Source organism: Brevundimonas bacteroides DSM 4726 (assembly GCF_000701445.1).
Classification (GTDB): domain Bacteria; phylum Pseudomonadota; class Alphaproteobacteria; order Caulobacterales; family Caulobacteraceae; genus Brevundimonas; species Brevundimonas bacteroides.
The window spans coordinates 152,443-177,072 of sequence record NZ_JNIX01000008.1 but is presented as its reverse complement, the minus strand read 5'-3'; the positions used below and the strand labels follow the sequence as shown (position 1 = coordinate 177,072).

The following is a 24,630-nucleotide window of genomic DNA, read 5'->3' as shown; positions in this document are numbered from 1 at the left end:
GGAGACAGGAATGGCCTTTCACGAGGTGAGGTTGCCGGCACGCCTGGCGTTCGGATCGACCGGCGGGGTCGAGCGGCGGACCGAGGTGGTGACGCTGGGGTCGGGATATGAGCGGCGGTCTTCGCCTTGGGCGATGGGGCGCAGGCGGTATCTGATCGGGGCGAACCTGAGGTCGCTGACGGACATGTCGGCGCTGACGGCCTTCTTCGAGGCGCGGCGGGGGCGGCTCTACGGGTTTCGGTTTCGGGATTTTGCGGACTACGCCTCATGCGCGCCGGGCGGGACGCCGGGGGCGCTGGACCAGCCGCTGGGCGAGGGCGACGGGGCGCGGACCGTGTTCCGGCTGACCAAGCGATATGGCGACGACGGCGGGGAGCCGGTGGAGCGGCCGATCACCAAGCCGGTCGAGGGATCGGTGCGGGTGGCGGTGGGCGGTGTGGAGCTGGCCGTCGGGGCGTTCGCTGTGGATGCGACGACGGGCGAGGTGACGCTGGAGGCGGCGCCGGCAGACGGCGTGGCGGTGACGGCGGGGTTCCTGTTCGACACGCCGGTGCGGTTCGACGCGGACCGGCTGGAGGTGACGCTGGAGAGCTTCGACGCCGGCCGGATGGCGGCCGTGCCGCTGATCGAGGTGCGGGTCTGAGATGAGGGACATTCCAAGCGAAATGGCCGCCCGCATTGAGAGCGGGGCGGCGACCCTGTGCCATGCCTGGATGGTGACGCGGGCGGACGGGGCGCGGCTGGGGTTCACCGATCATGATCGGGATCTGGTCGTGGACGAGGTCGTCTGTCGCGCGGCGAGCGGGTGGACCAACGGGGCGGCCGAGGGAGCGACGGGGCTGGGGGCCGGGAGCCTGGCCATCGGTGGGGTGCTGGACGGAGAGGCGGTCGACGAGGCCGAGGTCGCGGCGGGTCTGTGGGACCAGGCGCGGGTCGAGCTGTGGCGCGTGGACTGGATGCGACCGGACCTGAAGGTGCGGCTGGGGGCCGGGCGGCTGGGGCGGATCGTGCGGGATGGGGATGGGTTCGTCGCCGAGCTGGAGGGGCCGATGGCGGCGCTGGAGCGGGTGGTCGGGCGGACCTATGGGCGGCTGTGCGACGCGGTGCTGGGCGATGGGCGGTGCGGGGTCGAGGCGAGTGGGCGGACTTGCGACAAGCGGTGGGAGACGTGCGTCGCGGTGTTCGGCAACGGGCTGAACTTCCGGGGCTTTCCGGATGTGCCCGGCGACGACTTCCTGACGGCCATGCCCGCGACGGGCGGCCGGCATGATGGCGGGAGCCGTCGGTGAGCGCGGTCGGGGCGGCACGCGGATGGCTGGGCACCCCCTATCGGCATCAAGCCAGCGAGAAGGGGGTGGGCGCGGACTGCCTGGGACTGGTGCGCGGGGTGTGGCGCGAGGTGGTGGGCGAGGAGCCGGAGGCGCCGCCGCCCTATGCCGCCGACTGGGCCGAGGTCGGGGGCGAGGAGACGCTGCTGATGGCGGCGCGGCGTCGGCTGGTGGAGCGGTCGGTCGGGATGATGCGACCGGGCGACGTGCTGCTGTTCCGGATGAGCGAGGGGGCGGCGGTGAAACACTGCGCGATCCTGAGCGCGGTGGAGGGGCCCGAGCCGCGGATGATCCACGCCTACTGGGGGCGCGCGGTGGTCGAGAGCTGGATGGGGCCGTGGTGGCGCAGGCGGCTGGTGGCTGTGTTCGGGTGGCCGCTGGCGAGGGAGTAGGGAGTAGGGAAGGCAGGGAGGTCGCACGAGCGGTTGGCCAAGGACCCCAATGCCCATTCCCTAATCCCTACTCTCTGAGCCGACCGAAGGGAGGCGAACAGAATGGCGCAGGTGATCCTGGGCGGCGTCGGCGGGATCGTCGGCGGCGGCGTGGGCCGGGCGATCGGGGCGGCGCTGGGGGGCGTCATCGATCGAGGCGTGGTGAACGCCCTGTCGCCGGCGCGGCAGGTGGGGCCGAGGCTGGAGACGTTGAAGATCCAGACGACGGCGGAGGGGACGCCGATGGCCTGCGTCTTCGGGCGGGCGCGGGTGACGGGGCAGGTGATCTGGGCGGCGCGGTTCTTGGAACGACGCAATCAGTCCGGCGGCGGCAAGGGCGGGCCGAGGACGGCCGACTACGCCTATTCGCTGAGCTTCGCGGTCGCCTTGTGCGAGGGGCTGATCGACGGGATCGGGCGGGTCTGGGCGGACGGCAGACCGATGGACCTGAAGGGCGTGGCCATGCGGGTGCATCGCGGGACGGAGGAGCAGACGCCGGATCCGCTGATTGAGGCGGTGGAGGGAGATGCGCCCGCCTATCGTGGGACGGCCTATGTGGTGTTCGAGGATCTGCCGCTGGGAGCCTATGGCGACCGGGTTCCGCAGCTGAGTTTCGAGGTGTTCCGGCGGCCGGAAGGCGACGGGCTGGAAGAGCGGCTGGAGGGCGTGTGCCTGATCCCCGGAGCGGGGGAGTTCGTGCTGGCGACGGAGGCCGTCATGCGGCGCGAGGGGCTGACGCGGACGGCGGCCGAGAACGTGCATCTGGGGGATGGGCGGACGGACCTGATCGCCTCGCTGGATCAGCTGGAAGCGCAGCTGCCGAACCTGAAACGGGTCAGTCTGGTGGTCGGGTGGTTCGGGACGGACCTGAGGGCCGGGCACTGCGTGGTGAAGCCGGGCGTGGAGCGGCGGGACAAGCCGACGGAGCCCCTGACTTGGTCCGTGGCGGGGCTGGGGCGCGAGGAGGCGCATCTAATTTCGGAGGTGGACGGTCGGCCGGCCTATGGCGGGACGCCGTCAGACGAGAGCGTGCGCCAGGCGGTGGCGGCGCTCAAGGCGCGGGGGTGGGCGGTGACGCTGTATCCCTTCGTATTCATGGATGTGCCGGCCGACAACGACCTGCCCGATCCCTATGGCGGGGCCCGGCAGGCGGCCTATCCGTGGCGCGGTCGTGTGAAGGGCGAGGATGGCGCGGGCGCGACCGCCGAGGTGGCGGCGGTGTTCGGGGCGGCGGACGGATGGGGTCTGCGGAGGCTGGCCTTGCACTATGCGGCGCTGGCGGCGGAGACGGGGTGCGACGGCCTGCTGATGGGCTCGGAAATGCGCGGACTGACGTGGACGCGGGATGCGGCGGGCGGATATCCGGCGGTGGCGCAGTACCGGACGCTGGCGGCGGAGTGCCGGGCTGTGGTCGGGCCGGACGTGGCGATCAGCTATGCGGCGGACTGGTCGGAGTATGCGGGGCATCGACCGGAGGATGGGTCGGGTGATGTGATCTTCCATCTGGATCCGCTGTGGGCCGATGAGACCATCGATTACGTCGGGATCGACTGGTACCCGCCGCTGGGCGACTGGCGGGCGGGCGACGGCGGCGTCGATGCGGCCGAGTTCGAGGGGCCGGATGACCCAGCGTATCTCGCGAGCCAGGTGGCGGGCGGGGACGGGTTCGACTGGTTCTACGCCAGCGAGGCGGATCGGGCGGCGCAGGTGCGGACGCCAATCGTCGCTGCGGCCCACGGCGAGGACTGGGTGTTCCGGGTCAAGGACCTGAAGGGGTGGTGGGGGAACGCCCACCATGACCGGCCAGGTGGGGTGCGGAGCGTGACGCCAACGGCCTGGGCGCCGGGGATGAAGTCGATCCGGCTGACGGAGTTCGGCTGCGCCGCAGTGGACCGGGGCGGCAATGCGCCGAACCTGTTCCAGGACCCGAAGTCGTCGGAGAGCTTTCTGCCGCCGTTCTCGACGGGCGCGCGGGACGACCGGATGCAGAGGCGGGCACTGGAGGCGGTGCTGGGGTGGTTCGTCCAGCCTGGGAACAATCCGGTGTCGGCGGTCTATGGCGGGCCGATGCTGGAGGCGGCTGACGCCTGGTGCTGGGACGCGCGGCCCTATCCGGCGTTTCCGGGCCTCGCGGATGTGTGGGCGGATGCCGGCGCCTGGCGGGCCGGGCACTGGCTGAACGGGCGCATGGGCGGGGAGGCGCGGCTTCTGCTGGAGGCGATCCTGCGGCGCGGGGGACTGTCGGAGGATGATTTCGAGGTGGGGCGGCCGGAGGGGACGGTCGCGGGCTATGTGATCGACCGGCCGCTGCGGACCCGGGACGCGATCGAGCCGCTGCTGGGCGCCTTGGGCATGACGGCGGCGGAGCGCGGCGGGAAGATCGCCCTGATCGGCGAGAAGGCCGAGGCGCTGACGATGGCCATCGACGATCTGGCGGTCGGGGAGGAGGGCGACGGACTGCGGCGCGAGCGGTCGCTGGAGGCGCGGCCAACGGCGGCGCGGGTGCGCTTCATCGACGAGGAACGGGATTACCAGACCGGGTCGGTGGTGGTGCGGGCGGAGACAGCCGAGGAGGGCGGAGGGATCGATGTCGATCTGCCCGCCGTCTGCGGGGCGGCGTTGGCGACGGCGCTGGCGGAACGGACGCTGAGGACGGCGGAGAACGACCGGTTGACCGTCGCGATGGGGCCGCTGGACGCGATGCGGATCGAACCGGGCGACCGGGTCGGCGTCGAGGGGGAGGCGGGAACCTGGCGGGTCGAGCGGGTGACGCTGGACGAGACCCCGAGCGCGGCCCTGGTCCGGGTCGAGAGCGTCGTCGCGGGCGAAGAAGCCGGGCCGCGGGCGCCGGGCGAGGTCGAAGGACCCGCGGGCGCGCCGTTCGCCGTGGTTCTGGATCTGCCGTCTCTGCCGGGCGCGGAGGAGGATCGACGGCCGCTGGTCGCCGTGGCGGCCGAACCTTGGCGGCCCATGGCGGTGCATTTGGGCGAGACAATTGAGACCCTGACGCAGCGAGCCGTGGTCTCGACTCCGGCGACGGTGGGGCGCCTGACTGCACCGCTGGCGGCCGGGCCGGTCGGGCGGTGGGACGAGGTCAACCGGATGACGGTTGCGTTCGAGGGATCGGCGCCATCGTCGGGGACATTCGGGGCTGTGCTGGGCGGGGCGAACCGGCTGGCGGTGCAGACTGCGGCCGGGTGGGAAGTCGTGTCGTTCCGCTCGGCTGCGATGACAGGCGCGGGCGAGTGGCGGCTGTCGGGGCTGCTGCGAGGTCAGCAGGGGACGGAGGGCGCGACGGCCGCGGGGGCGGCCAAGGGTGCGCTGGTGGTGGTGCTGGACGAGCGGTTGGCGCGGGTCGAGATGGGCATCGAGGAGCGCGGCTTGCCGAGGGTCGCGCGGGTCGGGCCGCAGGCAGCGGTTCCGGGCGGTCCGGGGTTCGCGGACCTGGCTGTGACGATCGAGGGAGTCCACGGTCGGCCCTGGTCGCCAGCTGGGCTGGTGGTCGAGGCGGTAGAGAATGGCGTGGTCGTTCGCTGGTCCCCGCGCGCGCGGATCGGCGGGGACCGGTGGTACCTGGAGCCGGTGGAGGTCGATCCGGGACGGTTCCGGTTGAGGGTGCTGGACGGCGTGGTCGAGCGGCGGTCGTTCGAGGTCGAGGGGCTGTCGGCCAGCTATGGCGCGGCCGCGATGGGGGAGGACTTTCCGGGCGGCGTGGGACCGGGGGCGTGCATCGCGGTGGCCCAGTTCGGCGTCGACTGGGGGTGGGGCGAAGAGGCCGTCGTTTCGCTGGCGGCCTGAAAAACGCATTGCGCCTGCGAACGCATGGCTTAACTGACGAAGGACGCTGCGGACACGCGGCGGGCGAATCTCTTCTCGGACGGAGCGGCGACGGCGTGGCGGGCGATCCCTATCAGGAACTGGGCGTGTCCCGGGGGGCGAGCGACGCCGAGATCAAGGCCGCGTTCAGGAAGCTGGCCAAGGAGCTGCATCCCGACAAGAACCGGGGCAATCCGGTCGCCGAGGAGCGGTTCAAGAAGGTGTCGGCCGCCTTCGATCTGCTGAGCGATCCCAAGAAGAAGGCGCGCTACGACGCCGGGCAGATCGACGCCGAGGGGCAGGAGCAGTATCGCGGCTTCTCCGGCGCGGGTGGACCCGGCGCGGGCCCGGGTGGTTTCGGGTTTTCGCACGCGGGCGGACCGGGCGGCCGGGCGGCGTTCGACGACATCGACCTAGAATCCATCTTCGGCGGGTTCGGACAGCGGGGGCCGCAGCGGGCGTTCGGCAAGGGCCAGGACGTGCGCGCCACGCTGGAGATCAGCCTGGAAGACTCCATCGGCGGGGCCAGCCGGAGGATCCAGTTCTCCGATGGGCGGACCTTGGATGTGAACATCCCCAAGGGCGCGTCGAATGGCCAGACCATCCGGCTGCGCGGGCAAGGGATGCCAGGTCGGACGGAAGCGGGCGACGCCCTGATCGAGCTGAGGGTCGCGCCTCATCCGATCTTCAAGGTCGAGGGCGCCGATGTGGTGATGGACCTGCCGGTCTCGGTGCCGGACGCGGTGCTGGGCGGCAAGGTCGAGTGCCCGACGCCGGATGGGACGGTGGCGGTGACGGTGCCCAAGGGCTCGAACTCGGGCCAGGTGCTGAGGCTGAAAGGCAAGGGTGCCTATGCCGGTGGCGCGCGCGGCGACCTGAAGGCGCGGATCGTGGTGACCCTGCCCGACAAGGTCGATCCGATCCTCGAGCGGATCGCCGAGGACTGGCGGAACACCCGACCCTACAAGCCGGGGCGGGGTTGATGGTTACAAAGCCGACGGTGAAGCCGAAGCGGCCGTGGTTGTCGGCCGGGCCGACGGCCAAGCGGCCGGGGTGGTCGTCGCAAGCCTTGCCGCACGATCTGCTGGGCCGGGGCATTCGCGCGCCGGAGGTGGTGGAGCGGTTTGCCCATGCGCTTAGGCTGACCAAGGCGTTGCTGGAGGTGCCGGAGGACTGGGTGCTGGCCTATGTGCCGGGGTCCGACACGGGCGCGGTCGAGGCGGCGATGTGGAACATGCTCGGCGAGCGGCCGACCCAGGTCATGGCGTTCGAGAACTTCGGCAAGCTGTGGGCGGTGGATGCCAGGGATCACCTGAAGCTTCCGGACCTGGAGCTGCTGGAAGCGCCGTGGGGGGAGCTGCCGGATCTGGGGCGGGTCGATCCGAAGAAGGACCTGGTGTTTCCCTGGAACGGGACGACGGCGGGGGTGCGGGTGCCCAATGCAGACTTCATCTCCAGGGATCGCGAGGGGATCGTGATCTGCGACGCGACCAGCGCGGCCTTCGCCATGCCGATCGACTATGAGCGGGTCGATGTGGTGACGTTCAGCTTCCAGAAGGCGCTGGGCGGCGAGGCGGGGATCGGGATCGCGGCCCTGGGGCCCCGGGCGGTGGCGCGGCTGGATGCGTTCGAGCCGCCTCGGGCGGTGCCCAAGGTGCTGAGGCTGCGGGACGGTAAGGGGTTCGACCGGGCGCTGGCGACCGGGACCATGATCAACACCTTCAGTCTGTGGACGCTGGAGGACTGGATCGACGCGCTGGAGTGGGCGGGGCGCATCGGCGGGCTGAAGGAACTGATCCGGCGCACGGATGCGAACGCCAAGGCCCTGTTCGACTGGGTCGAGCGGACGGACTGGATCGAGCCGCTGGCGGTCGATCCAGCGACGCGGTCGACGACCTCGGTGTGCCTGAAGATCGTCGATCCGAGGGTGACCGCGCTGGACGAGGCGGGGCGCCAAGCCTTCGTGAAGCGGATAAAGAGCCTGCTGGAAGCCGAGGACGCGGCCTACGACGTCGAGAGCCACCGGAACGCGCCGGCGGGCCTGAGGCTGTGGTGCGGGTGCACGGTCGAGACCGAGGACGTGGTGGCCGCGACGCCGTGGCTGGAATGGGCCTTCCAGACGGCCGTCGCCGAACTCTGAGCCGAAAACCGTCCCGGTTGGGACGACATCCCTCGATTCCCCCGCTATAGGCTGCGCCCGCATCCAGCGGAGACTTGTGCATTGGCGAACGTGGCGGTGGTCGGAGCCCAGTGGGGCGACGAGGGCAAGGGCAAGATCGTCGACTGGCTGTCGAACCGGGCCGATGTGGTCGTGCGGTTCCAGGGCGGGCACAACGCGGGCCATACGCTGGTCGTCGGCGACGTCACCTACAAGCTGAGCCTGCTGCCCTCAGGCGTGGTGCAGGGCAAGCCGTCGGTGATCGGCAATGGGGTCGTGGTCGATCCCTGGGCCTTGCTGGCCGAGATTTCGCGCATCGAGGCGCAGGGCGTGGCGATCACGCCCGAGCTGCTGACGCTGGCGGACAATGCGTGCCTTATCCTGCCGCTGCATCGGGACCTGGATCAGGCGCGGGAAGCCGCGGCGGGCGTCACCAAGATCGGTACGACGGGGCGGGGCATCGGCCCGGCCTATGAGGACAAGGCGGGACGCCGGGCGATCCGCGTGGGCGACCTGGCCGATCCGGAGGCGCTGGACGCCAAGATCCAGCGACTGCTGGCCCACCATAACGCCCTGAGGAAGGGTCTGGACCTGCCCGAAGTCGATGTGGCGGGGCTCAAGGCCCAGCTGATGGAGATCGCGCCGCGCGTGCTGGCGTTCGCCAGCCAGCCGGTGTGGCGGATGCTGGATCGGTTCCGGGCCGAGGGGCGGCGCATCCTGTTCGAGGGCGCGCAAGGGTCGCTGCTGGACGTGGACCACGGGACCTATCCGTATGTGACGTCGTCCAACACGGTGGCGGGGCAGGCGGCGGCGGGCTCGGGGCTGGGGCCGAGCGCGGTCGGGTTCGTGCTGGGGATCGTCAAGGCCTATACGACCCGCGTCGGCGAGGGGCCGTTCCCGACGGAGCTGTTCGACGAGGACGGCAAGCGGATCGGCGAGCGCGGGCGCGAGTTCGGGACGGTGACGGGGCGGGCACGGCGGTGCGGCTGGTTCGACGCTGTGCTGGTGCGCCAGTCGATCGCCATCAACGGCATCCACGGGATCGCGCTCACCAAGCTGGATGTGCTGGACGGCTTCGACGAGCTGAAGATCTGCACCGGCTACCGGATCAACGGTGAGGTGTTCGACTATCTGCCCGCCGGGCTGAAGGCGCAGGCGGCGGCCGAGCCGATCTATGAGGTGATCGAGGGGTGGTCGGAGAGCACGCAGGGCGCGCGGACTTGGAAGGACCTGCCGGCGAACGCCATCAAGTATGTGCGGCGGATCGAGGAGCTGATCCAGGCGCCGGTGGCGATGCTGTCGACCAGCCCGGAGCGGGACGACACCATTCTGATGCGGGATCCCTTCCAGGGCTGAGCCCGCGTTCACGCTCAACGCGGCCTTAACCGAGATGGGCTAGGGCGGAGGTCCAGCCTTCCGGAGCCCCCCTTCGTGTTCACCGCCGACGCCAAGACCCTGAACCGCATCGAGCCGGCGGTAAGGCGTGTGCTGATCGTCGATCCGAACGCGGCGTCCGCGCGGCTGCTGCAGGATATCATGAAGAACCTCGGATCACGCGAAGTCGTGACCGAAACGGACGAAGGCCGGGCGCTGGACCATGCGCGAGAGCTGGAACCGGGTGTGATCTTCACGGAGCGGTCGGGGCTTCGACTGGACGGAGAGCAGTTCGCCCGGCGGGTGCGACGCTCGAACATGGCGTGCCGCCGGGCGCCGATCATCATGGTCACGTCCGAAGCGACGGCGTCCTCGATCAAGGGCGCGCGGGATGCGGGCATTCACGAGTTCCTGAGAAAGCCGTTCACGGCGGGCGACCTGTTCAAGCGGGTCGAGAACGTGGCGCTGAAGCCGCGCGAGTGGATCGAGGCGGTTGGCTATGTCGGGCCGGATCGGCGCCGGTTCAACTCGGGCGAATACGCCGGGCCCCAGAAGCGGAGCGCGGACAAACCCAAGACGGCAGGCGAGGCGGCGGTGGCCGTCAAGGATCAGGCTCTGCGAATCCTGGCGGCGTCGCTGGCGCAGTTCGACAGCGATCCGATGCAGGCGGTGCGGGCGTCCAGGCAGCAGGCAGAGACGCTGAAGGCGTTGGCGGTCAAGACGGGCGACACCCGGCTGGCCGTCGCGGCGGCCGGGCTCGAGAGCTGCCTGGCCCAGGGCGCGCCGACCAAGGCCATGCTGGCGGCCCCGATCAACGCGCTGCTGGCGCTGGCCCCGCCCGAGACGCAGCTGGCTCGGGCCGGGTAGGCTTTTCGCCCTAACGCTCGCGACGCGGTCGCTCGCTGCTTGAAGGCTAGGCGTCCAGCAGATTCCGCTCTTCGGCGGCGGCCCGCATGGCCTTCTGCAGCTTTTCGAAGGCGCGCACCTCGATCTGACGCACGCGTTCGCGGCTGACGCCGTACTGGGCTGCGAGTTCTTCGAGCGTGACCGGGTCGTCCTTGAGGCGGCGCTCGGTCAGGATATGCTTCTCGCGCTCGGTCAACTCGCCCATGGCCTCTTCGAGCAGGCTCATGCGGATGGACTTTTCTTCGCTCTCGGCGAGCTGGGTCTCCTGAGAGACGGCGTTGTCGTCCGCCAGCCAATCCTGCCACTCGCTTTCGCCGTCGACGCGCAGCGGCGCGTTCAGCGAGGCGTCGCCGGACAGACGACGGTTCATGTTGGTGACCTCTTCCTCGGTCACGCCCAGCTTGGTGGCGATGGCCGAGAGATGCTCGGGGCGCAGGTCGCCCTCCTCGAAGGCCGAGATCTGGCTCTTGGCCTTGCGCAGGTTGAAGAACAGCTTCTTCTGGGCGGCGGTGGTGCCCATCTTCACGAGCGACCAGCTGCGCAGGATGTATTCCTGGATCGAGGCGCGGATCCACCACATGGCGTAGGTCGCCAGGCGGAAGCCCTTGTCCGGGTCGAATTTTTTCACGGCCTGCATCAGGCCGACGTTGCCCTCGGAGATCACTTCGCCGATCGGCAGGCCGTAGCCGCGATAACCCATGGCGATCTTCGCCACGAGACGAAGGTGCGAGGTGACGAGGCGGTGCGCGGCCTCGGGGTCCTGATGCTCGGTCCACCGCTTGGCGAGCATGAACTCCTCGTCCTTGGTGAGCATCGGGAACTTGCGGATTTCAGACAGGTATCGCGACAGCCCCTGTTCAGGCGACATCACCGCGAGCGTAGCATTGGCAGCCATAGACGTGGTCCCTCCGACCGGTAGCGAGCGGGTCCTATTTGGCGCCGGCCCCGGGATGGGCGCCGGGTCCTCGACCCCTCAAGCGGATCATGTGGCGACAGGTTGCCCGCCTTGTTAGGGGCGGATCGTCACAGGAAAGCGTGACCGTGACCCCGGCGCCACTGCGCCGAATGACGCGGCTTGTAGCAGGTAGTAGGTTTTAAATCAAGACTTACTCAGTGGGCAGGCCGAGGCTGATGCGATAGGCGGGGTGGACGACGTCGGCCTGATCGGGATGTTTCTGGAAGAAGGCGGCGAAGAAGGGACAGACGGGCAGGATCAGGAGGCCTCGAGCCCGGGCGTCGGCGATGACGTGGCGGACCAGCCGACTGGCGATGCCGCGTCCCTCCAGCGCCTGGGGCACCAGGGTCTCTGTGATCATCAGGTTCGGCGGGGACAGGTTGTAGGTTACGACCGCGACCTGACCGTCCACGGGCAGTTCGTAGCGGTGGGCCTCGGCGTTGTCGGTGATCTCGAGGTCGATGGTCATGACGGTCTCCCTTCTGTTCCGTAACAGTTGGTGTGTCAGAGTCCAGTGAGCAAGGCCTCCAGCCGGGTCATGTCAGCGGGGGGCGGGGTCTCGAAGCGCAGGGGTTCGCCCGAGACAGGGTGGACGAAACCCAGGACGGCGGCGTGGAGCGCCTGTCGGGTCAGGCCGGATTCGGCGATCGCCGCACGGACGGCGGTGGCCGGGCTGCCCGAGCCGTAGACGGCATCGCCCAGGATCGGCGCGCCCTTCGAGGCGAGGTGCACGCGGATCTGGTGGGTGCGGCCGGTGTGAAGCGTGCAGGCGACGCGGCCGGCGAGCGGGGTCGCGCCGGCCTTTGCCGGTTCGCCGAAGCGGGCCTGGACGACGTAGTCGGTGATGGCGTTGCGGCCGCCGGATTTCAGCACGGCCATCTTCTTGCGATCCGAGGAGGAGCGGCCGATCAGGGTTTCGATCCGCCCCCGGTCCGGCGAGGGCGCGCCGCGCGTCAGGGCGATGTAGGTGCGCTCGATGTCGTGGGCGGCGAACAGGGCCGACAGTCCGGCGTGGGCGCGGTCGGACTTGGCGGCGACCATGACGCCGGAGGTGTCCTTGTCCAGACGGTGGACGATGCCGGGGCGGGCGACGCCGCCGATGCCGGACAGGGACGCGCCGCAATGGTGCAGCAGGGCGTTGACAAGGGTGCCGGTCTCGGTCCCGGGGGCCGGATGGGCCGCCATGCCCGCCGGCTTGTCGATCACGATCAGGTCAGCGTCCTCGAACAGGACGGTGAGGGAGATGGCCTCGGGCTGGGGGTCTGCCGGGGCGACGGGCGGGACGAGGACGGCATAGGTGGCGGCCTGCGGTCGATCCCGCGACGAGACGCGCTCGCCGTCGAGGGTGACCGCGCCCTCGGAGAGCAGGGCCTGCAGACGCGCCCGGGACATGTCGGGCAGGGCGTCGGCCAAGAGGCGATCCAGACGCTGGCTCAAGTCCTTGTTAGACAGGTCCGCCAGCAGACGCTCGCCTTCCGCGCCGGGCAGGCCTTCAACTTCCTCGGCGTCGTCGTCCACGCACGCGATCTAGCATGTCGCCGGGCTCAGGTCGCGCCGATCAGGCCGGCCGCGACCAGCCGCCGGATCACGGGCGCGGGGTCCGCCATGCCGAGGTCGCCGGGCGAGAAGACAGCTCCGGACAGGGCGCGCTCGAGCGCGGCACGATCCAGGCCGGGGAAGTCCATTTCGCCGCCGGGGGCGATGAGCCGGAGCGGCCGATCGCCATCGGGGCCATCCTCCTCGATGCGCCAGATGGAGGGGCGAGCAACATAGGCGGCGGCGAGCGGTTCGTGCGCCCCGAGCAGAGCGCCGGAGACGTCGGACTCGCGGCTGAGCACGAACTCGCGGATGGCGAAATCCAGCGCGTGGTCGAGGCGCGCCTGGTCGGATAGGCGCTGGATCAGGGTCTGGAACTCTCGACCCAATGCGGCGCGGTCGTAGCCGGGGTTGGCGAAGCCCGGTGGCAGGCTGCGGCGGAAGGCCTCGTCCTTGACGCAGACCTCGGACACGGCCTCCAGAACCACGTCGGCCCAGGTCCGGACGATCAGGCCGCAGGTGATGTGCAGCGACGGCTTGTCGCCCGAGGTGGCGGCGTCATGCATCAGGCCGCGAGGGACGTAGGCGCAGTCCCCGGCCCGGAGCACGAAGGTCTCGGACAGTTCGCCGACCGGATAGACGCCGGGCTGGAAGCCCTCGCCTCGATAGGGGATGGCGATGGGCTGGTCGTGCAGACGCCAGGCCTTTTCGCCCTCGATCTGGATCACCAGGACGTCGTGGTTGTCGTAGTGGGTGCGGAACCCTTGGGACGACGGTGGGGTCAGATAGGTGTTGGTCTGGACGTGGCAGCTGATGACGCTCTCCAGGCTGCGGCACAGGGCGGCCATGCCACTGTGGGACTGCTGGAGCTGGTTCAGGATCAGGGTCGCGCCGCTGCCGTAGAGACTGGCGACCGCCCCGCGATCGACAGCGCCGGAAGGGGCGACATAGTCAGACTCCGCGATGGTGCGCGAGGAGTCGGTCATCACCAGCATGCCACGCTGGAAGTCCAGCTCCGACACCAGTCGGTCGATTTCCGAGAGGGAAAGCAGCGACCGAAAACGGTCCGGATCATCATGGCGGGCGACCACGGGTCGGCGTTCATAGACCTCGGTCAGGAAGCCGTCGGCGTGATCGCCGAGAAGCCAGCGGAGCGGGTCGGAAAGCGACCCCAGAAGCGAGGAACTCAAGGCCGGTCCTTACCCGCAGCGACGACCACGGCCGACGCCATCACCGTAGGTGCCGGTATCGCTGTCCGTGCAACTGCGCGGAGCGGGCGAGCAACGACGACCATTGCCGACGCCGTCGCCGTAGGTGCCGGTGTCGCTGTCGGTGCAGCCGGACTGGCTGTAGGCGGGCGTGCAGCGGCGGCCGCGGCCCACGCCGTCGCCGTAGTTGCCGGTATCACTGTCGGTGCAGCCGGTCGACGGCGTCGAGCAGCGACGGCCGCGGCCCGATTCATCGCCATAGGTGCCCGAATCGCTGTCGCTGCAACCGGTCGAGGGCGTCGAGCAGCGCCGACCGTTGCCGACGCCGTCTCCGTACGTCCCGGTATCGCTGTCGGTGCAGCCGGTCGATGTGTCGCAGCGCCGACCGTTGCCGACGCCATCGCGATAGTTGCCCGTGTCGCTGTCTGTGCAGCCGCTCTGATAGGTGTTGCAACGACGACCGCGTCCACTCGGGTCCGAGTAGGAGCCGCTGTCGCTGTCGCTGCAACCCGACTGGGCCTCGGCCTGACCCGTGACGGCCGTCAGGGCCCCGCCCATGGTGGCCGCCCCGATGACGCGGCTCAAGAACGAGCGGCGGTCCATGTTCTTCTTGTCGGCCATCACGTCCCCCTCAGGCGTGTTGTCCATCCCCAAGGACGGAGCCTAGGTGCAATGGTGCGACATTACAACTTGGGTCGGCGAACGACCCTTTCCGAACCTGACCGAACCTGACAGGCAACCGCTGGAAGGCGGTCAGGCCGCCGCGCTCTCGCGGCGGCCGTAGACGGGGTCGAGATCGCCGGTGGCATAACGCTTCGCCATCTGGGCCGTCGACATCGGGCGGATCTTGGAGGCCTGGCCCTCGCAGCCGAACTGCTGGAAGCGCTCGGCGCACAGCTTGCGCATCGCCTCCTTCGCCGGCTTCAAATAGGCGCGCGGATCGAACTCGCCGGGCTTTTCGGCCAGCACTTTGCGGATCGCGCCGGTCATGGCCATGCGGTTGTCGGTGTCGATGTTGATCTTGCGCACGCCGTGCTTGATGCCGCGCTGGATCTCCTCGACGGGCACGCCCCAGGTTTGGGGCATCTGACCGCCGTACTGGTTAATGATGTCCTGCAGGTCCTGAGGCACCGACGAGCTACCGTGCATGACCAGGTGAGTGTCGGGAAGGCGGCGGTGGATTTCCTCGATGACGTGCATGGCCAGGACCTCGCCGTCCGGCTGGCGCGTGAACTTGTAGGCGCCGTGGCTAGTGCCCATGGCGATGGCGAGAGCGTCGACCTTGGTGCGGCTGACGAAGTCGACGGCCTGGTCCGGATCGGTCAGCAGGGCGGAATGGTCCAGCTTGCCCTCGAAGCCGTGGCCGTCCTCGGCCTCGCCCATGCCGGTCTCCAGCGAGCCCAGCACGCCCAGCTCGCCCTCGACCGAGACGCCGCAGGCGTGGGCCATCTCGACCACGCGGCGGGTGACGTCGACGTTGTAGTCGTAGCTGGCGGGGGTCTTGCCGTCCTCTTCCAGCGATCCGTCCATCATCACCGAGGTGAAGCCGTACTGGATGGCGGTGGCGCAGGTGGCGGGGCCGTTGCCGTGGTCCTGATGCATGCAGACCGGGATGTGCGGATAGAGCTCGACGAGCGCGTCGATCAGCCGGGCCAGGACCACGTCGTTGGCGTAGGAGCGAGCCCCGCGGCTGGCCTGGATGATGACCGGCGCGTTGACGGCCTCGGCCGCCTCCATGATGGCTAGGCCCTGCTCCATATTGTTGATGTTGTAGGCTGGCAGGCCGTAGTCGTTCTCGGCCGCGTGGTCGAGCAACTGTCGCAGGGTGATCCGCGCCAAGGGTAGCCTCCTGAGGTCGTCTTATTTTGCGGACGGTCTAGCGCCGGAGCGGCCTCAAGTCACGCTATGTTACAGGCGATCAGGCGCGCAGGGCTTCGACGCCCGGAAGGGCCTTGCCCTCCATCCATTCCAGGAAGGCTCCGCCGGCGGTGGAGACGAAGGTCATGTCGTCGACGACGCCGGCGTGGTTGAGCGCCGCGACCGTGTCGCCCCCGCCGCCGACGGCGGTCAGGACGCCGGCTTTTGCGAGCGCCGCCGCGTGCTGGGCCACGGCGACCGTGGCGGCGTCGAAGGGCGGGACCTCGAACACGCCGAGCGGGCCGTTCCAGATCAGGGTCTTGGACGCCGTCAGGGCCTCGACCAGGCGGGCGACGCTGGCGGGTCCGGCGTCGAGGATCTTGTCGTCGGCGGACAGGGCGGCGCCGGCGGTCACCGGGCGGGATGCGGCGCCGGGCTTGACCTCGGTGGCGACGACGAAGTCGACGGGGAGCAGGATCTGGCAGCCGCGCGCCTCGGCCTCGGCGAGGATCTCGCGGGCCGTGTCGGCCATGTCGCGTTCGGCGAGCGAGCCGCCGATGTCGATGCCTTGGGCAAACAGGAAGGTGTTGGCCATGCCGCCACCGATGGCGAGGCGGTCGAGCTTGCCAACCAGGTTCTTGAGCAGATCGAGCTTGGTCGAGACCTTGGCCCCGCCGACGATGCCGATGACGGGTTTCTTGGGGTTGCCGAGCGCGGCGTCCAGCGCGTCGAGCTCGCGGCGCATGGATTCACCGGCGTAGGCGGGCAGGTGATGCGCGATCCCCTCGGTCGAGGCGTGAGCGCGGTGGGCGGCCGAGAAGGCGTCGTTGACGTAGAGCTCGCCGAGGTCGGCCAGCTTGGTGGCGAACACCGCGTCATTGGCTTCCTCCGCCGCATGGAAGCGGACGTTCTCGAGCAGGACCACGCCGCCCGCGTCCAGATCGCGGATCGCATGGACCGCCGCCGGGCCGATGCAGTCCTCGGCGAAGCGGACGGGCGCGCCGAGTAGGTCCGACAGGGGCTGAACGACCGGCTTCAGGCTCATGGACGGCACGACCTTGCCCTTGGGCCGGTCGAAGTGGGCGAGGAGCGCGACCTTGGCGCCTGCGTCGCGGAGCTTCTGGATCGTGGGCAAGGCGACCCGCAGGCGGGTGTCGTCGGTGACGCGGCCATCCTCCATCGGGACGTTGAAATCCACGCGGACGAGTGCGGTCTTGCCGCCGAGGGCGCCGGCATCATAGAGAGTGCGGAAGGTCATGATATCTCTCCTCCGCTCATCCCCGCGAGAGTGGGGACCCAGGGCTCTCGTGGGGCACGGAAGCCGGAATCATGAGCGGTGCGAAACGTAGGGCGGCCATCGTCCAAAGGATTAGGTCCCCGACTTCGCGTTGATGAGCGGAAGATGCTGATCAACTGTCATCAGCCAATCGGCGCCTGGAAGCAGACGCCGTAGCCGTCCGGATCGGAGAATGACAACTGCCGCATTCCGTAGGGAGCGTCCCTAGGAGGATGAAGGTCAGGCAGTTTGGTCGACAGATCCTTATACACGGCATCCACATCGTCGCAGCCGAAGTAGTTACAGGTGTCCCGATGCCAGCGCTGCTGGTCTTCGACCCGCTCCGCGGGACGCTGGCCTTCGTCGTATGCCGTGTTCAACATTAGGTCCGCCGAACCTAGGCGCAGCCACATCCAGTGAGAAAAGCGACCTTCGGGCGTATCGACCTCAGGCGAGGCGGAGACGACGTCGAAGCCCAGGACATCACGGTAGAAGGCCACCGCCTCCGGCATGTCATAGACCTGCAGAAGCGGCGTCATGCCGCTCGTCTTGATCGCCATGTTCTCCCTCACATCAACTTCGCCATCGCCAGGGCCGTGTCGCTCATCCGGGTCGCGAAACCCCATTCGTTGTCGTACCAGCTGAGCACGCGGGCCAGCTTGCCGTCGACGACCTGGGTCTGGGGGAGCGCCGCCGTGGACGAGGCGGCGATGTGGTTGAGGTCCATCGACACGACCGGGTCGTTCGTGGTGGCCAGGACGCCCTTCATCGGACCGTCGGCGGCGGCCTGGAGCGCGGCGTTGATCTCGTCCACGGTCACTTCGCGGCCGGCGACGACCTTCAGGTCGACGACCGAGACGTTGGGCGTCGGGACGCGGATCGACGACCCGTCCAGCTTCCCCTTCAGCTCCGGCAGCACGAGACCCAGCGCCTTGGCCGCGCCGGTCGAGGTCGGGATCATCGACAGGCCCGCCGCGCGGGCGCGGTAGAGGTCCTTGTGCATCGTATCCAGCGTCGGCTGGTCGCCGGTGTAGGCGTGGATCGTGGTCATGTAGCCGCGCTCGATGCCGAACAGGTCGTTCAGCACCTTGGCGACGGGGGCGAGCGCATTGGTGGTGCAGCTGCCGTTGGAGACGATGATGTCGTCGGCGGTCAGGGTGTCGTGGTTGACCTTGTAGACGATGGTCTTGTCGGCGTTGTCGCCGGGCGCCGAGATGAGGACGCGCTTGGCGCCGGCCTTCAAGTGCGCCTCGGCCTTGTCGCGCGCGGTGAAGATGCCGGTGCATTCGAACGCGATGTCGACGTTCAGGTCCTTGTGCGGCAGGTTCGCCGGATCGCGCTCGGCCGTCACCTTGATCTTGCCCAGGCCGACGTCGATCCAGTCGTCGCCCGCCTCGACCGTGCCGGGGAAGCGGCCGTGGACCGAATCGTAGCGCAGCAGGTGGGCGTTGGTGGCCACCGGACCCAGGTCGTTGATCGCCACCACCTCGATGTCGCGGCGGCCGTGCTCGACGATCGAACGGAGCACGAGGCGGCCGATGCGGCCAAAGCCGTTGATGGCGACGCGGACGGTCATGAGCAGGGTCTCCTGAAGCGTGGTTTTTCGTTGGGCGCCTCAATGGAACCGGCGCGCGCGCGGATCAACCCCGGCGGCGATCACAAGGCGAAAGTCCGTGTAACGGCTCAGCTGGAGAGGGGCAGGGAGAGCCGGGCCTCCAGCCCGCCGCCGGGCCGGTTGGCCAGGGTCACGTCGCCGCCCGCCGCCCGCGCAGCCTGACGCGCTACGGCGAGGCCCAGACCCGCGCCGCCCGTCTGGCGGTTGCGAGAGCGTTCGCCACGGTGAAAGGGCTCGAAGGCCGCTTCGAGTTCGTCGTCAAGCAGGCCGGGGCCACGGTCGGCGACGACCAGGAGCGCGCGGCCGCCTTTCTGAAGGGTCGTGACTTCGGCGTCGCCAGCGAACTTCAGGGCGTTGTCGATCAGGTTCGTCAGGGCGCGGCGAAGGGCGGCCGGGTCGCCCAGGACAGGCAGGGCCGTATCGCCGGAGAAGCGGACCGCGGCGCCGGTCTCCGCGAAACCCTGGACGCAGTCGGCGGCCAGGACCCCGAGGTCGAGAGGCTCGCGGCGCTCGGCCTGCTGTTCCCCGCGCACGAAGGCCATGGCCTGGCCGATCAGGGCGTCCATCTCCTCGACATCGGCGGCCATGCGGTCGCGCAGCGCCTCGGGTGCCTGTTCCGCGCGGAACCGCAGGCGGGTCAGGGGCGTGCGCAGATCGTGGGCGATGGCGGCGATGGTCTGGGTGCGCTGGCGCATGTGCTGGCGGATCGAGGCCTGCATGTCGTTGAAGGCCGAGATGGCGGTGCGGACTTCCGACGGCCCGGACGGCGTCAGGGGCTCGGCGTCGGGGTCTGCGCCGAGACGCTCGGCGGCCTGGGCGAAGACGCGGATCGGCCGGGTCAGGCGACGCGCCATCAGCCAGACGACCGGGGCCAGGATCAGGGCGGTGATGCCCAGCGCCACCAAGAGCCGCGCCTGCCAAGGATCGATCCAGCCGCGCGGCGGCTCGACGGTGGCCCAGCGGCCGTCGGGCAGGCGGGCCGACGCCGAGAACGGCGCGAAGGTCAGGCGGTCGGCGGTGACGCTGAACCGGGTCTGGCGGTCGCCGCTGGTGATGATTTGGACGGTGTCCGACGGCCCCGCCCCGCCTTCGGCCCGTCGCCGCGCCATCAGGGCCTCTACTTGGGCCATGATCGCCTCGGGCGGACGGTCGGAGACTTCGGAGCGGTGCGTGAAGACGAAGCTTTCGGTCGAGCGGGCGACGACGGCCGGAGCATCCGCCTCGACGCGCGGCGGGCCGCCCGGCGGAGGTCGTTCGCGCTCGAACATGAGGGTGCGGGGGGGGGCCTCGTGGCCCAGGGTGACCCGGACGTCGCCGCCAGGCAGGCCCATGCGTTCGGCGATGGCGGCGGCGATGACCCGCTCGATTGGAGTGGCCACACCGGGCGCTTCGGGGGCCTCGCGCGACAGACGCCGGACAAGGTCACGGCCATCGGCGGTCTCGGCCGGACGCCCCGCCAGCGCCTCGGCGGCGGCCGCGACGTTGAAGCCCGCCGGGCGGGGCGGCGGGGCGGTCAGGACCACGACAAAGGCCACGATCTGCGACGCCACGACCGCGAACACGGCCAGCAGCGCGACCTGAATCAGCACCGACATGGAGCCGAGCGGGCGCATCAGCGAACCATCCCCTTCTTTACTCGGGCGTCGAAGCGATAGCCCTCGCCGCGCACCGTGGCGATCAGCTCGCGACCCGAGCCGTCGTCGAGCTTCTTCCTCAGGCGGCTGATCTGCACGTCCATCGCGCGGTCGAAGACGTCGGCGTCGGCGCCGCGCGCGGCCTCCAGAAGCTGGTCCCGGCTGAGAATTCGTCCCGGCCGCTCGGCGAAGGCGCGCAGCAGGCCGAACTCCCCGGCCGACAGGGTCACGGCCTGCCCATCGGGCCGTCGTAACTCGCGCCGCAGCAGATCCAGTCGCCAGCCATCGAAGTCCAGCGCCGCGCTCACCGGTGCCTCGTCCTCGCGCGGTCGGCGCAGCACGGCGCGGACCCGGGCGAGCAACTCGCGCGGATTGCAGGGCTTGGCCAGATAGTCGTCGGCGCCCAGCTCCAGACCAACGATGCGATCGGTGTCCTCGCCCATCGCCGACAGCATGACGACCGGCGGCGTTCCGCCCAGCCGCCGCACGACCGACAGGCCGTCCTCGCCGGGCATCATGAGGTCCAGCACGATCAGGTCGACCGGGCGGGTGGCCAGCTCCCTGTCCATGTCGCCGGCCGAGGCCGCGCCGACGGCGACATAGCCGTGCTGACCCAGGTAGTCGCACAGCACCTCGCGGATGCCGGGATCGTCGTCGACGACCAGGATGCGGGCGGAAGGCTCGGTCATGGCCCGCTTATGCCCCGGCAAAGACGGCGGCGTCATTTCAGCGATGAAACAATCCGGGGCCAGCCTGAAACATCGACGCAAGAGACGCGTGGTCGAAGAGCCGTGACCAACAACGACGAGGAGACCCCATGTCGATTTCCATGATCGCCCTGATCGCCGCACTCGCCACCACCCCCGTGAGCCAGGACCAAGAGCCGCGCGTCGAGACCCGGTCTGAAGTCCGGATCGTAACCTCTGGCGGACCGGACGGTCCCGGCCGTCTGGACGCCGACGAGGACGGCTTCGTCACGCGCGAGGAGTTCGTCGCGCCGCTGGCCAACGCCTTCGATCGGCTGGACGAGAACGATGACAGCCGCCTGTCTTCCGACGAGATGCCCGAGGGTCGCGAGGGTCATCACGGCCCGATGGTGTTCAACATGCGCGAGGGCGGACCGGGTATCATGATGTTCGGCGGCCCCGGCGGTCATCACGGCGGGCCGGGCGGCCGTGCCATGGTGTTCGGCGGGCGGGGCGGCGACGAAAACGTCTTCGTTTTCCGCCGCGGCGGTCCGGGCGGTCACGTGGAAGCCCATGGCGCGGGCGAGCACCGGATCGAGATCCGCCGCTTCGGTGGGCCGGACGGACCCGGCGACATGGACGCCAACAACGATGGCCGCGTCACCGAGGACGAGTTCCTGGCCCCCCTGCGCGAAGCCTTCCAGCGCATGGATGCCGACCGCGATGGCGCTCTTGAAGAGGGCGAACGTGGGGGCCCCGACGGCGAGGCTGAAGCCCCCTGATCAGTCGGACTGAAGGGCCCCTGCCTCGACGCGGACGAAGGCGGCGCGGCTTTCCAGGGGCGCGAACAGGATCGCCTCCGTGCCGGTCATGAAGGCCTGAAGGTTCAACGCCACGATCTCCTCGAACAGGGCCGCTCGGCGGTCGGCGTCGAGGTGGGCAGGGGCCTCGTCCAGCAGGAGGACCGGGGCTGCGCCGCCGGTGGCCAGCCGGCCCACCTGGGCCAGGATCAGGTTCAGGGCGAGAGCCTTCTGCTCGCCGGACGACCCCTCCGCCGCCGGCCGGTTCTTGGCGCGGTGGAGCGCCGTCAGGTCCGCGCGATGCGGTCCGAACAGGGATCGCCCGGCTGCCGCGTCGCGGCCCCGCGACCGGGCCATTCCGTCGCGGATGGCGGCCGCCAGCGTCGCCCCATCGGCCCCGCCGCGAGCGAGGCCTTCAGTTTCTCCGATCAGGGCCAGGTCGGCCTGGGGGAAGGGGCGGTCCGAGCGGGCGTCGATGCCGGCCTGAAGCGTCTCCAACGCCCGGGCGCGCGACAGGGCCGCTCGCGCCCCGGCCTCTCCCAGACGGACCTCCAGCGCGTCCAGCCAGAGCGGATCGGCCTCGCGGCCTTCCGCCCCGTCGATCAGCAGCCGCAAGCGCTCGCGCAGCGCCTTCTCATAGGCCGCGACGACCGCCGCGTGGGCCGGTTCGGCGGCGAAGACCAGGCGGTCGAAGAACTTCAGCCGTTCCGCCCGGGCGTCGGAGAACAGCCGGTCGTGTTCGGGCGTGGCCCAGACGGGGCGCAGGTGGTCCAGCAGACGACCGGGCTGGGCCGTCTCGCCCTCGATCCGGACCAGCCGCCGCGACGCCCCGGCGGTCTGGACGCCGGTGCCCAGGCGCACTGTATCGCCCCCGCCATCGTCCAGTGTCAGGGCGACAGCCCAGGCGCGCCCGGATGTTTCGCCAGGTTCGCGCCGCCCCATCTCCTGCGCCGTCGCGCCGCGCAGGCCCTTGCCGGGGGTGAACAGGCTCAGCGCTTCCAGCACATTGGTCTTGCCCGCTCCATTGGATCCATGCAGCACCACCGGCCCCGCCCCGACTTCGAGCCGGGCGGAGGCGTAGGAGCGGAAATCGGTGAGGGTCAGCGAACGGATCAACACGGCCGGTGATAGCCCGGCTTGGCCTCGGCGTCGAAGGTCAAGGCGCGGCGATCGTCAGGTTCCATATGGCTCCGCTGGACCCCTTGCCGGATTAAGGTCACATTCGACCGACCGTGGGGGCGGTTCGCACGTTTGGGGCGCGCGAGATGAACAGGCTTCTTGTGGTGGCGGCGGCCATGGTGGCGGTCGCGGGCGTGGGCGGCATCGCCACCATCGGCACCGCCATGGCCAACAAGCGTCCTCAGGGGCTGGAGGCATGCACCAGCGCAGCGGCGCGGGCGGGCCTGCGCGACGCCATCCTGACCCGCATCGCCGCCAAGGGCGGAGAGGCCGATGCGGGATACGCTTTGTCTCTGGATACGCCCCAGCTGGAGTCCGTGGACTACACCGCTGATCGCACGACCTGCGGAGGGACCGCGCGCTGGTCCGTGCCCGAGCATCGGCGGGCGTCGCTGGACGGCATTTCTGAGCTGTCCGAACCCGTCCGCTACATGATCGAGCCGGGCCGAAACGGGTCCGGCATGGTCGTGGCCCTGGTGGGGGGAGGGGACCGCATCGCCGACTGGCTCGGCGCCCCGCCGCCGCCGCCCGCGCCGCCGCCTCCGGAGATGCTAAGGGCGGATTACGTTCCGCCGGAAGTGCCGGTCGATGTCGAAGCGCCTGCCGACGTTGTGCCGCCGCCAGAGTCCGTGTCGCCGGGACTGCGGACGGCTCTGGAAAACCTGATCGCGGGGATGATGGGCGGGTCGCGCCCGGCCGTCGCCGACACGACGCCCGGGCGGCCGGCCCGCGCGCCGGACTCCGGAACTGCTGCGGCCACCGCGCCTGCGCGGCCGACAACCGAGCGCACCCAGCCTGGCGAGGTCGCGCGAGCGACCTCGCCCGAGCGCGCAGCGCCTGCCCCATCTTCGGCGACGCGGCGCCTCAACAGCGAGGAGTCGCCGACGCGAGGTTTGAATGCCCCCGCGCCACGGGTTCAGCCGATCCCGGCGCAGAGGCCCGCTTCGACCGCCGCGACGAACCCCGCTCCGGTCTCGTCTCGTCGCGCCGATCTACCGCCGCCGCCGCCGTCGGGTGGGCCGAGCTTCGACTGCCGCCGCAGCCGCAACGCCGCCGAGCGGGCGATCTGCGGCGACGACCGTCTGTCTCGCATGGATGTGGCGATGTCGCGTCGCTATGCCGACGCCCAGTCCGGGCTGAACAGCCGCGACGCCGCCGACCTGCGGGCCGAGCAACTGGAGTGGCTGCGCCGCCGCGATGACTGCCAGACCCTGCGGTGCCTGGAGACGATGTACCAGACCCGGGCCGCGCGGCTGGATCGCATGGACTGAGGGTCAACCGCGCCCGCGCCACTGATTGGCGCGTTCGCCACGCGCGGCCTTCTCCGCCGTCTCGGCGATGCGGGCGGCGCGGGTCTCGGGTCGTTTGGCGTTGCCGATCCATTCCAGGATGCCGCGCCGGGTGGAGGGCGGGAAGGCGGCGAAGGCCTCTGCGGATCCCGTTCGTTCGGCGAAGGCGGCCGCGAGGTCGGCGGGGACCTCCAGCCGGTCGACGGCGTCGAGGGCGCTCCACGATCCATCAGCCTTGGCCTGTTCGATCTTGGCGAGACCGGCGGGATGCATCAGACCCGCCGCGGTCATCTTGTCGATCCGCGCCTTGTTGACCGCCGACCAGTTGGAGCCGGGCTTGCGGGGCGACATCAGGAGCATGGTCCGCTCGGCGTCGAGCTTCCTCGGCAGGCTGTCGACCCAGCCGAAGGCCAGGGCCTCCTCGACCAGGTCGTCGTAAGGGACGCGGGGTTGGGACGCGCCCTTCTTGAAGGTGACGACCCAGACGCTTTCGGTCTGTTCGTGATTGGCGCTCAGCCAGTAGCGCCACTGGGCGCGGTCGGTGACCTCGACACGCTCGAACTGCCCGAGCGCCTTGGCCAC

Annotated in this window: 23 protein-coding genes; 10 read left to right on the top strand and 13 right to left on the bottom strand. The window is 70.0% G+C overall.

Annotated elements, in window-relative coordinates; genetic code table 11:
• Positions 1-10 precede the first annotated feature (10 nt).
• The 8 genes from Q333_RS0105695 to Q333_RS0105660 all read left to right on the top strand — a co-directional run bounded on the left by Q333_RS0105695 (position 11) and on the right by Q333_RS0105660 (position 9,974).
• Complete coding sequence (locus Q333_RS0105695) at positions 11-643, top strand: DUF2460 domain-containing protein (RefSeq protein ID WP_029415780.1); 633 nt, start codon at positions 11-13, stop codon at positions 641-643.
• 22 nt (positions 644-665) lie between these two features.
• Entirely contained in the window at positions 666-1,289 is a 624-nt protein-coding gene (locus tag Q333_RS0105690; protein WP_245591488.1) for a baseplate hub domain-containing protein, read from the top strand.
• The gene (locus Q333_RS0105685; RefSeq protein ID WP_029415778.1) at positions 1,286-1,720 is read left to right on the top strand and encodes an NlpC/P60 family protein; all 435 of its coding nucleotides are present in this window, start codon (positions 1,286-1,288) and stop codon (positions 1,718-1,720) included. Before Q333_RS0105690 ends, Q333_RS0105685 begins: the two co-directional genes overlap by 4 nt.
• Positions 1,721-1,822: 102 nt before the next feature.
• Positions 1,823-5,557, top strand: coding sequence for a baseplate multidomain protein megatron (locus tag Q333_RS0105680; RefSeq protein WP_029415777.1), 3,735 nt, complete (start codon positions 1,823-1,825; stop codon positions 5,555-5,557).
• Between the two features lie 95 nt (positions 5,558-5,652).
• On the top strand, positions 5,653-6,558 hold the full coding sequence (locus Q333_RS0105675) for a DnaJ C-terminal domain-containing protein (protein WP_029415776.1): 906 nt from the start codon (positions 5,653-5,655) through the stop codon (positions 6,556-6,558).
• Positions 6,558-7,715: a phosphoserine transaminase gene (locus Q333_RS0105670; protein WP_029415775.1), complete on the top strand. Its 1,158-nt coding sequence runs from the start codon at positions 6,558-6,560 to the stop codon at positions 7,713-7,715. Before Q333_RS0105675 ends, Q333_RS0105670 begins: the two co-directional genes overlap by 1 nt.
• Before the next feature lie 81 nt (positions 7,716-7,796).
• On the top strand, positions 7,797-9,089 hold the full coding sequence (locus Q333_RS0105665) for an adenylosuccinate synthase (RefSeq protein WP_029415774.1): 1,293 nt from the start codon (positions 7,797-7,799) through the stop codon (positions 9,087-9,089).
• 75 nt (positions 9,090-9,164) lie between these two features.
• Positions 9,165-9,974, top strand: a complete 810-nt coding sequence (locus Q333_RS0105660) for a response regulator (protein WP_029415773.1) — start codon at positions 9,165-9,167, stop codon at positions 9,972-9,974.
• 46 nt (positions 9,975-10,020) lie between these two features.
• Here the strand turns inward: Q333_RS0105660 and rpoH are convergent, their stop codons facing one another.
• The 11 genes from rpoH to Q333_RS0105605 all read right to left on the bottom strand — a co-directional run bounded on the left by rpoH (position 10,021) and on the right by Q333_RS0105605 (position 20,783).
• Entirely contained in the window at positions 10,021-10,908 is an 888-nt protein-coding gene (rpoH, locus tag Q333_RS0105655) for an RNA polymerase sigma factor RpoH (protein WP_029415772.1), read from the bottom strand.
• 211 nt (positions 10,909-11,119) lie between these two features.
• Positions 11,120-11,437, bottom strand: a complete 318-nt coding sequence (locus Q333_RS0105650) for a GNAT family N-acetyltransferase (protein WP_029415771.1) — start codon at positions 11,435-11,437, stop codon at positions 11,120-11,122.
• Between the two features lie 35 nt (positions 11,438-11,472).
• Positions 11,473-12,486, bottom strand: coding sequence for an RluA family pseudouridine synthase (locus tag Q333_RS0105645; protein ID WP_029415770.1), 1,014 nt, complete (start codon positions 12,484-12,486; stop codon positions 11,473-11,475).
• 26 nt (positions 12,487-12,512) lie between these two features.
• Positions 12,513-13,694, bottom strand: a complete 1,182-nt coding sequence (locus Q333_RS16895) for a cupin domain-containing protein (protein WP_051651148.1) — start codon at positions 13,692-13,694, stop codon at positions 12,513-12,515.
• Between the two features lie 9 nt (positions 13,695-13,703).
• Entirely contained in the window at positions 13,704-14,333 is a 630-nt protein-coding gene (locus Q333_RS16890) for a hypothetical protein (RefSeq protein ID WP_051651147.1), read from the bottom strand.
• Between the two features lie 132 nt (positions 14,334-14,465).
• Positions 14,466-15,551: a class II fructose-bisphosphate aldolase gene (gene fba / locus Q333_RS0105630; RefSeq protein ID WP_029415768.1), complete on the bottom strand. Its 1,086-nt coding sequence runs from the start codon at positions 15,549-15,551 to the stop codon at positions 14,466-14,468.
• 79 nt (positions 15,552-15,630) lie between these two features.
• Positions 15,631-16,827 (bottom strand): phosphoglycerate kinase, encoded by a 1,197-nt coding sequence (locus Q333_RS0105625; RefSeq protein WP_029415767.1) that lies wholly within the window; start codon positions 16,825-16,827, stop codon positions 15,631-15,633.
• A gap of 161 nt (positions 16,828-16,988) precedes the next feature.
• Positions 16,989-17,405, bottom strand: coding sequence for a VOC family protein (locus Q333_RS0105620; RefSeq protein ID WP_029415766.1), 417 nt, complete (start codon positions 17,403-17,405; stop codon positions 16,989-16,991).
• Between the two features lie 8 nt (positions 17,406-17,413).
• A complete protein-coding gene (gene gap, locus Q333_RS0105615) occupies positions 17,414-18,421 on the bottom strand; it encodes a type I glyceraldehyde-3-phosphate dehydrogenase (protein WP_029415765.1) in 1,008 nt (335 codons plus the stop codon).
• 107 nt (positions 18,422-18,528) lie between these two features.
• Positions 18,529-20,073 (bottom strand): ATP-binding protein, encoded by a 1,545-nt coding sequence (locus Q333_RS0105610; protein ID WP_029415764.1) that lies wholly within the window; start codon positions 20,071-20,073, stop codon positions 18,529-18,531.
• A complete protein-coding gene (locus Q333_RS0105605) occupies positions 20,073-20,783 on the bottom strand; it encodes a response regulator (RefSeq protein WP_084175778.1) in 711 nt (236 codons plus the stop codon). The genes Q333_RS0105610 and Q333_RS0105605 overlap by 1 nt, the downstream gene beginning before the upstream one ends.
• Before the next feature lie 128 nt (positions 20,784-20,911).
• On the opposite strand from Q333_RS0105605, the gene Q333_RS0105600 reads away from it, so the two are divergent.
• Positions 20,912-21,562 (top strand): EF-hand domain-containing protein, encoded by a 651-nt coding sequence (locus Q333_RS0105600; protein ID WP_029415762.1) that lies wholly within the window; start codon positions 20,912-20,914, stop codon positions 21,560-21,562.
• Here the strand turns inward: Q333_RS0105600 and recF are convergent, their stop codons facing one another.
• A complete protein-coding gene (gene recF / locus Q333_RS0105595; protein WP_029415761.1) occupies positions 21,563-22,696 on the bottom strand; it encodes a DNA replication/repair protein RecF in 1,134 nt (377 codons plus the stop codon).
• A gap of 149 nt (positions 22,697-22,845) precedes the next feature.
• On the opposite strand from recF, the gene Q333_RS0105590 reads away from it, so the two are divergent.
• A complete protein-coding gene (locus tag Q333_RS0105590) occupies positions 22,846-24,030 on the top strand; it encodes a lysozyme inhibitor LprI family protein (protein ID WP_157072379.1) in 1,185 nt (394 codons plus the stop codon).
• Between the two features lie 3 nt (positions 24,031-24,033).
• On the opposite strand, the gene Q333_RS0105585 is transcribed toward Q333_RS0105590, so the two are convergent.
• Complete coding sequence (locus Q333_RS0105585) at positions 24,034-24,630, bottom strand: YdeI/OmpD-associated family protein (RefSeq protein ID WP_029415759.1); 597 nt, start codon at positions 24,628-24,630, stop codon at positions 24,034-24,036.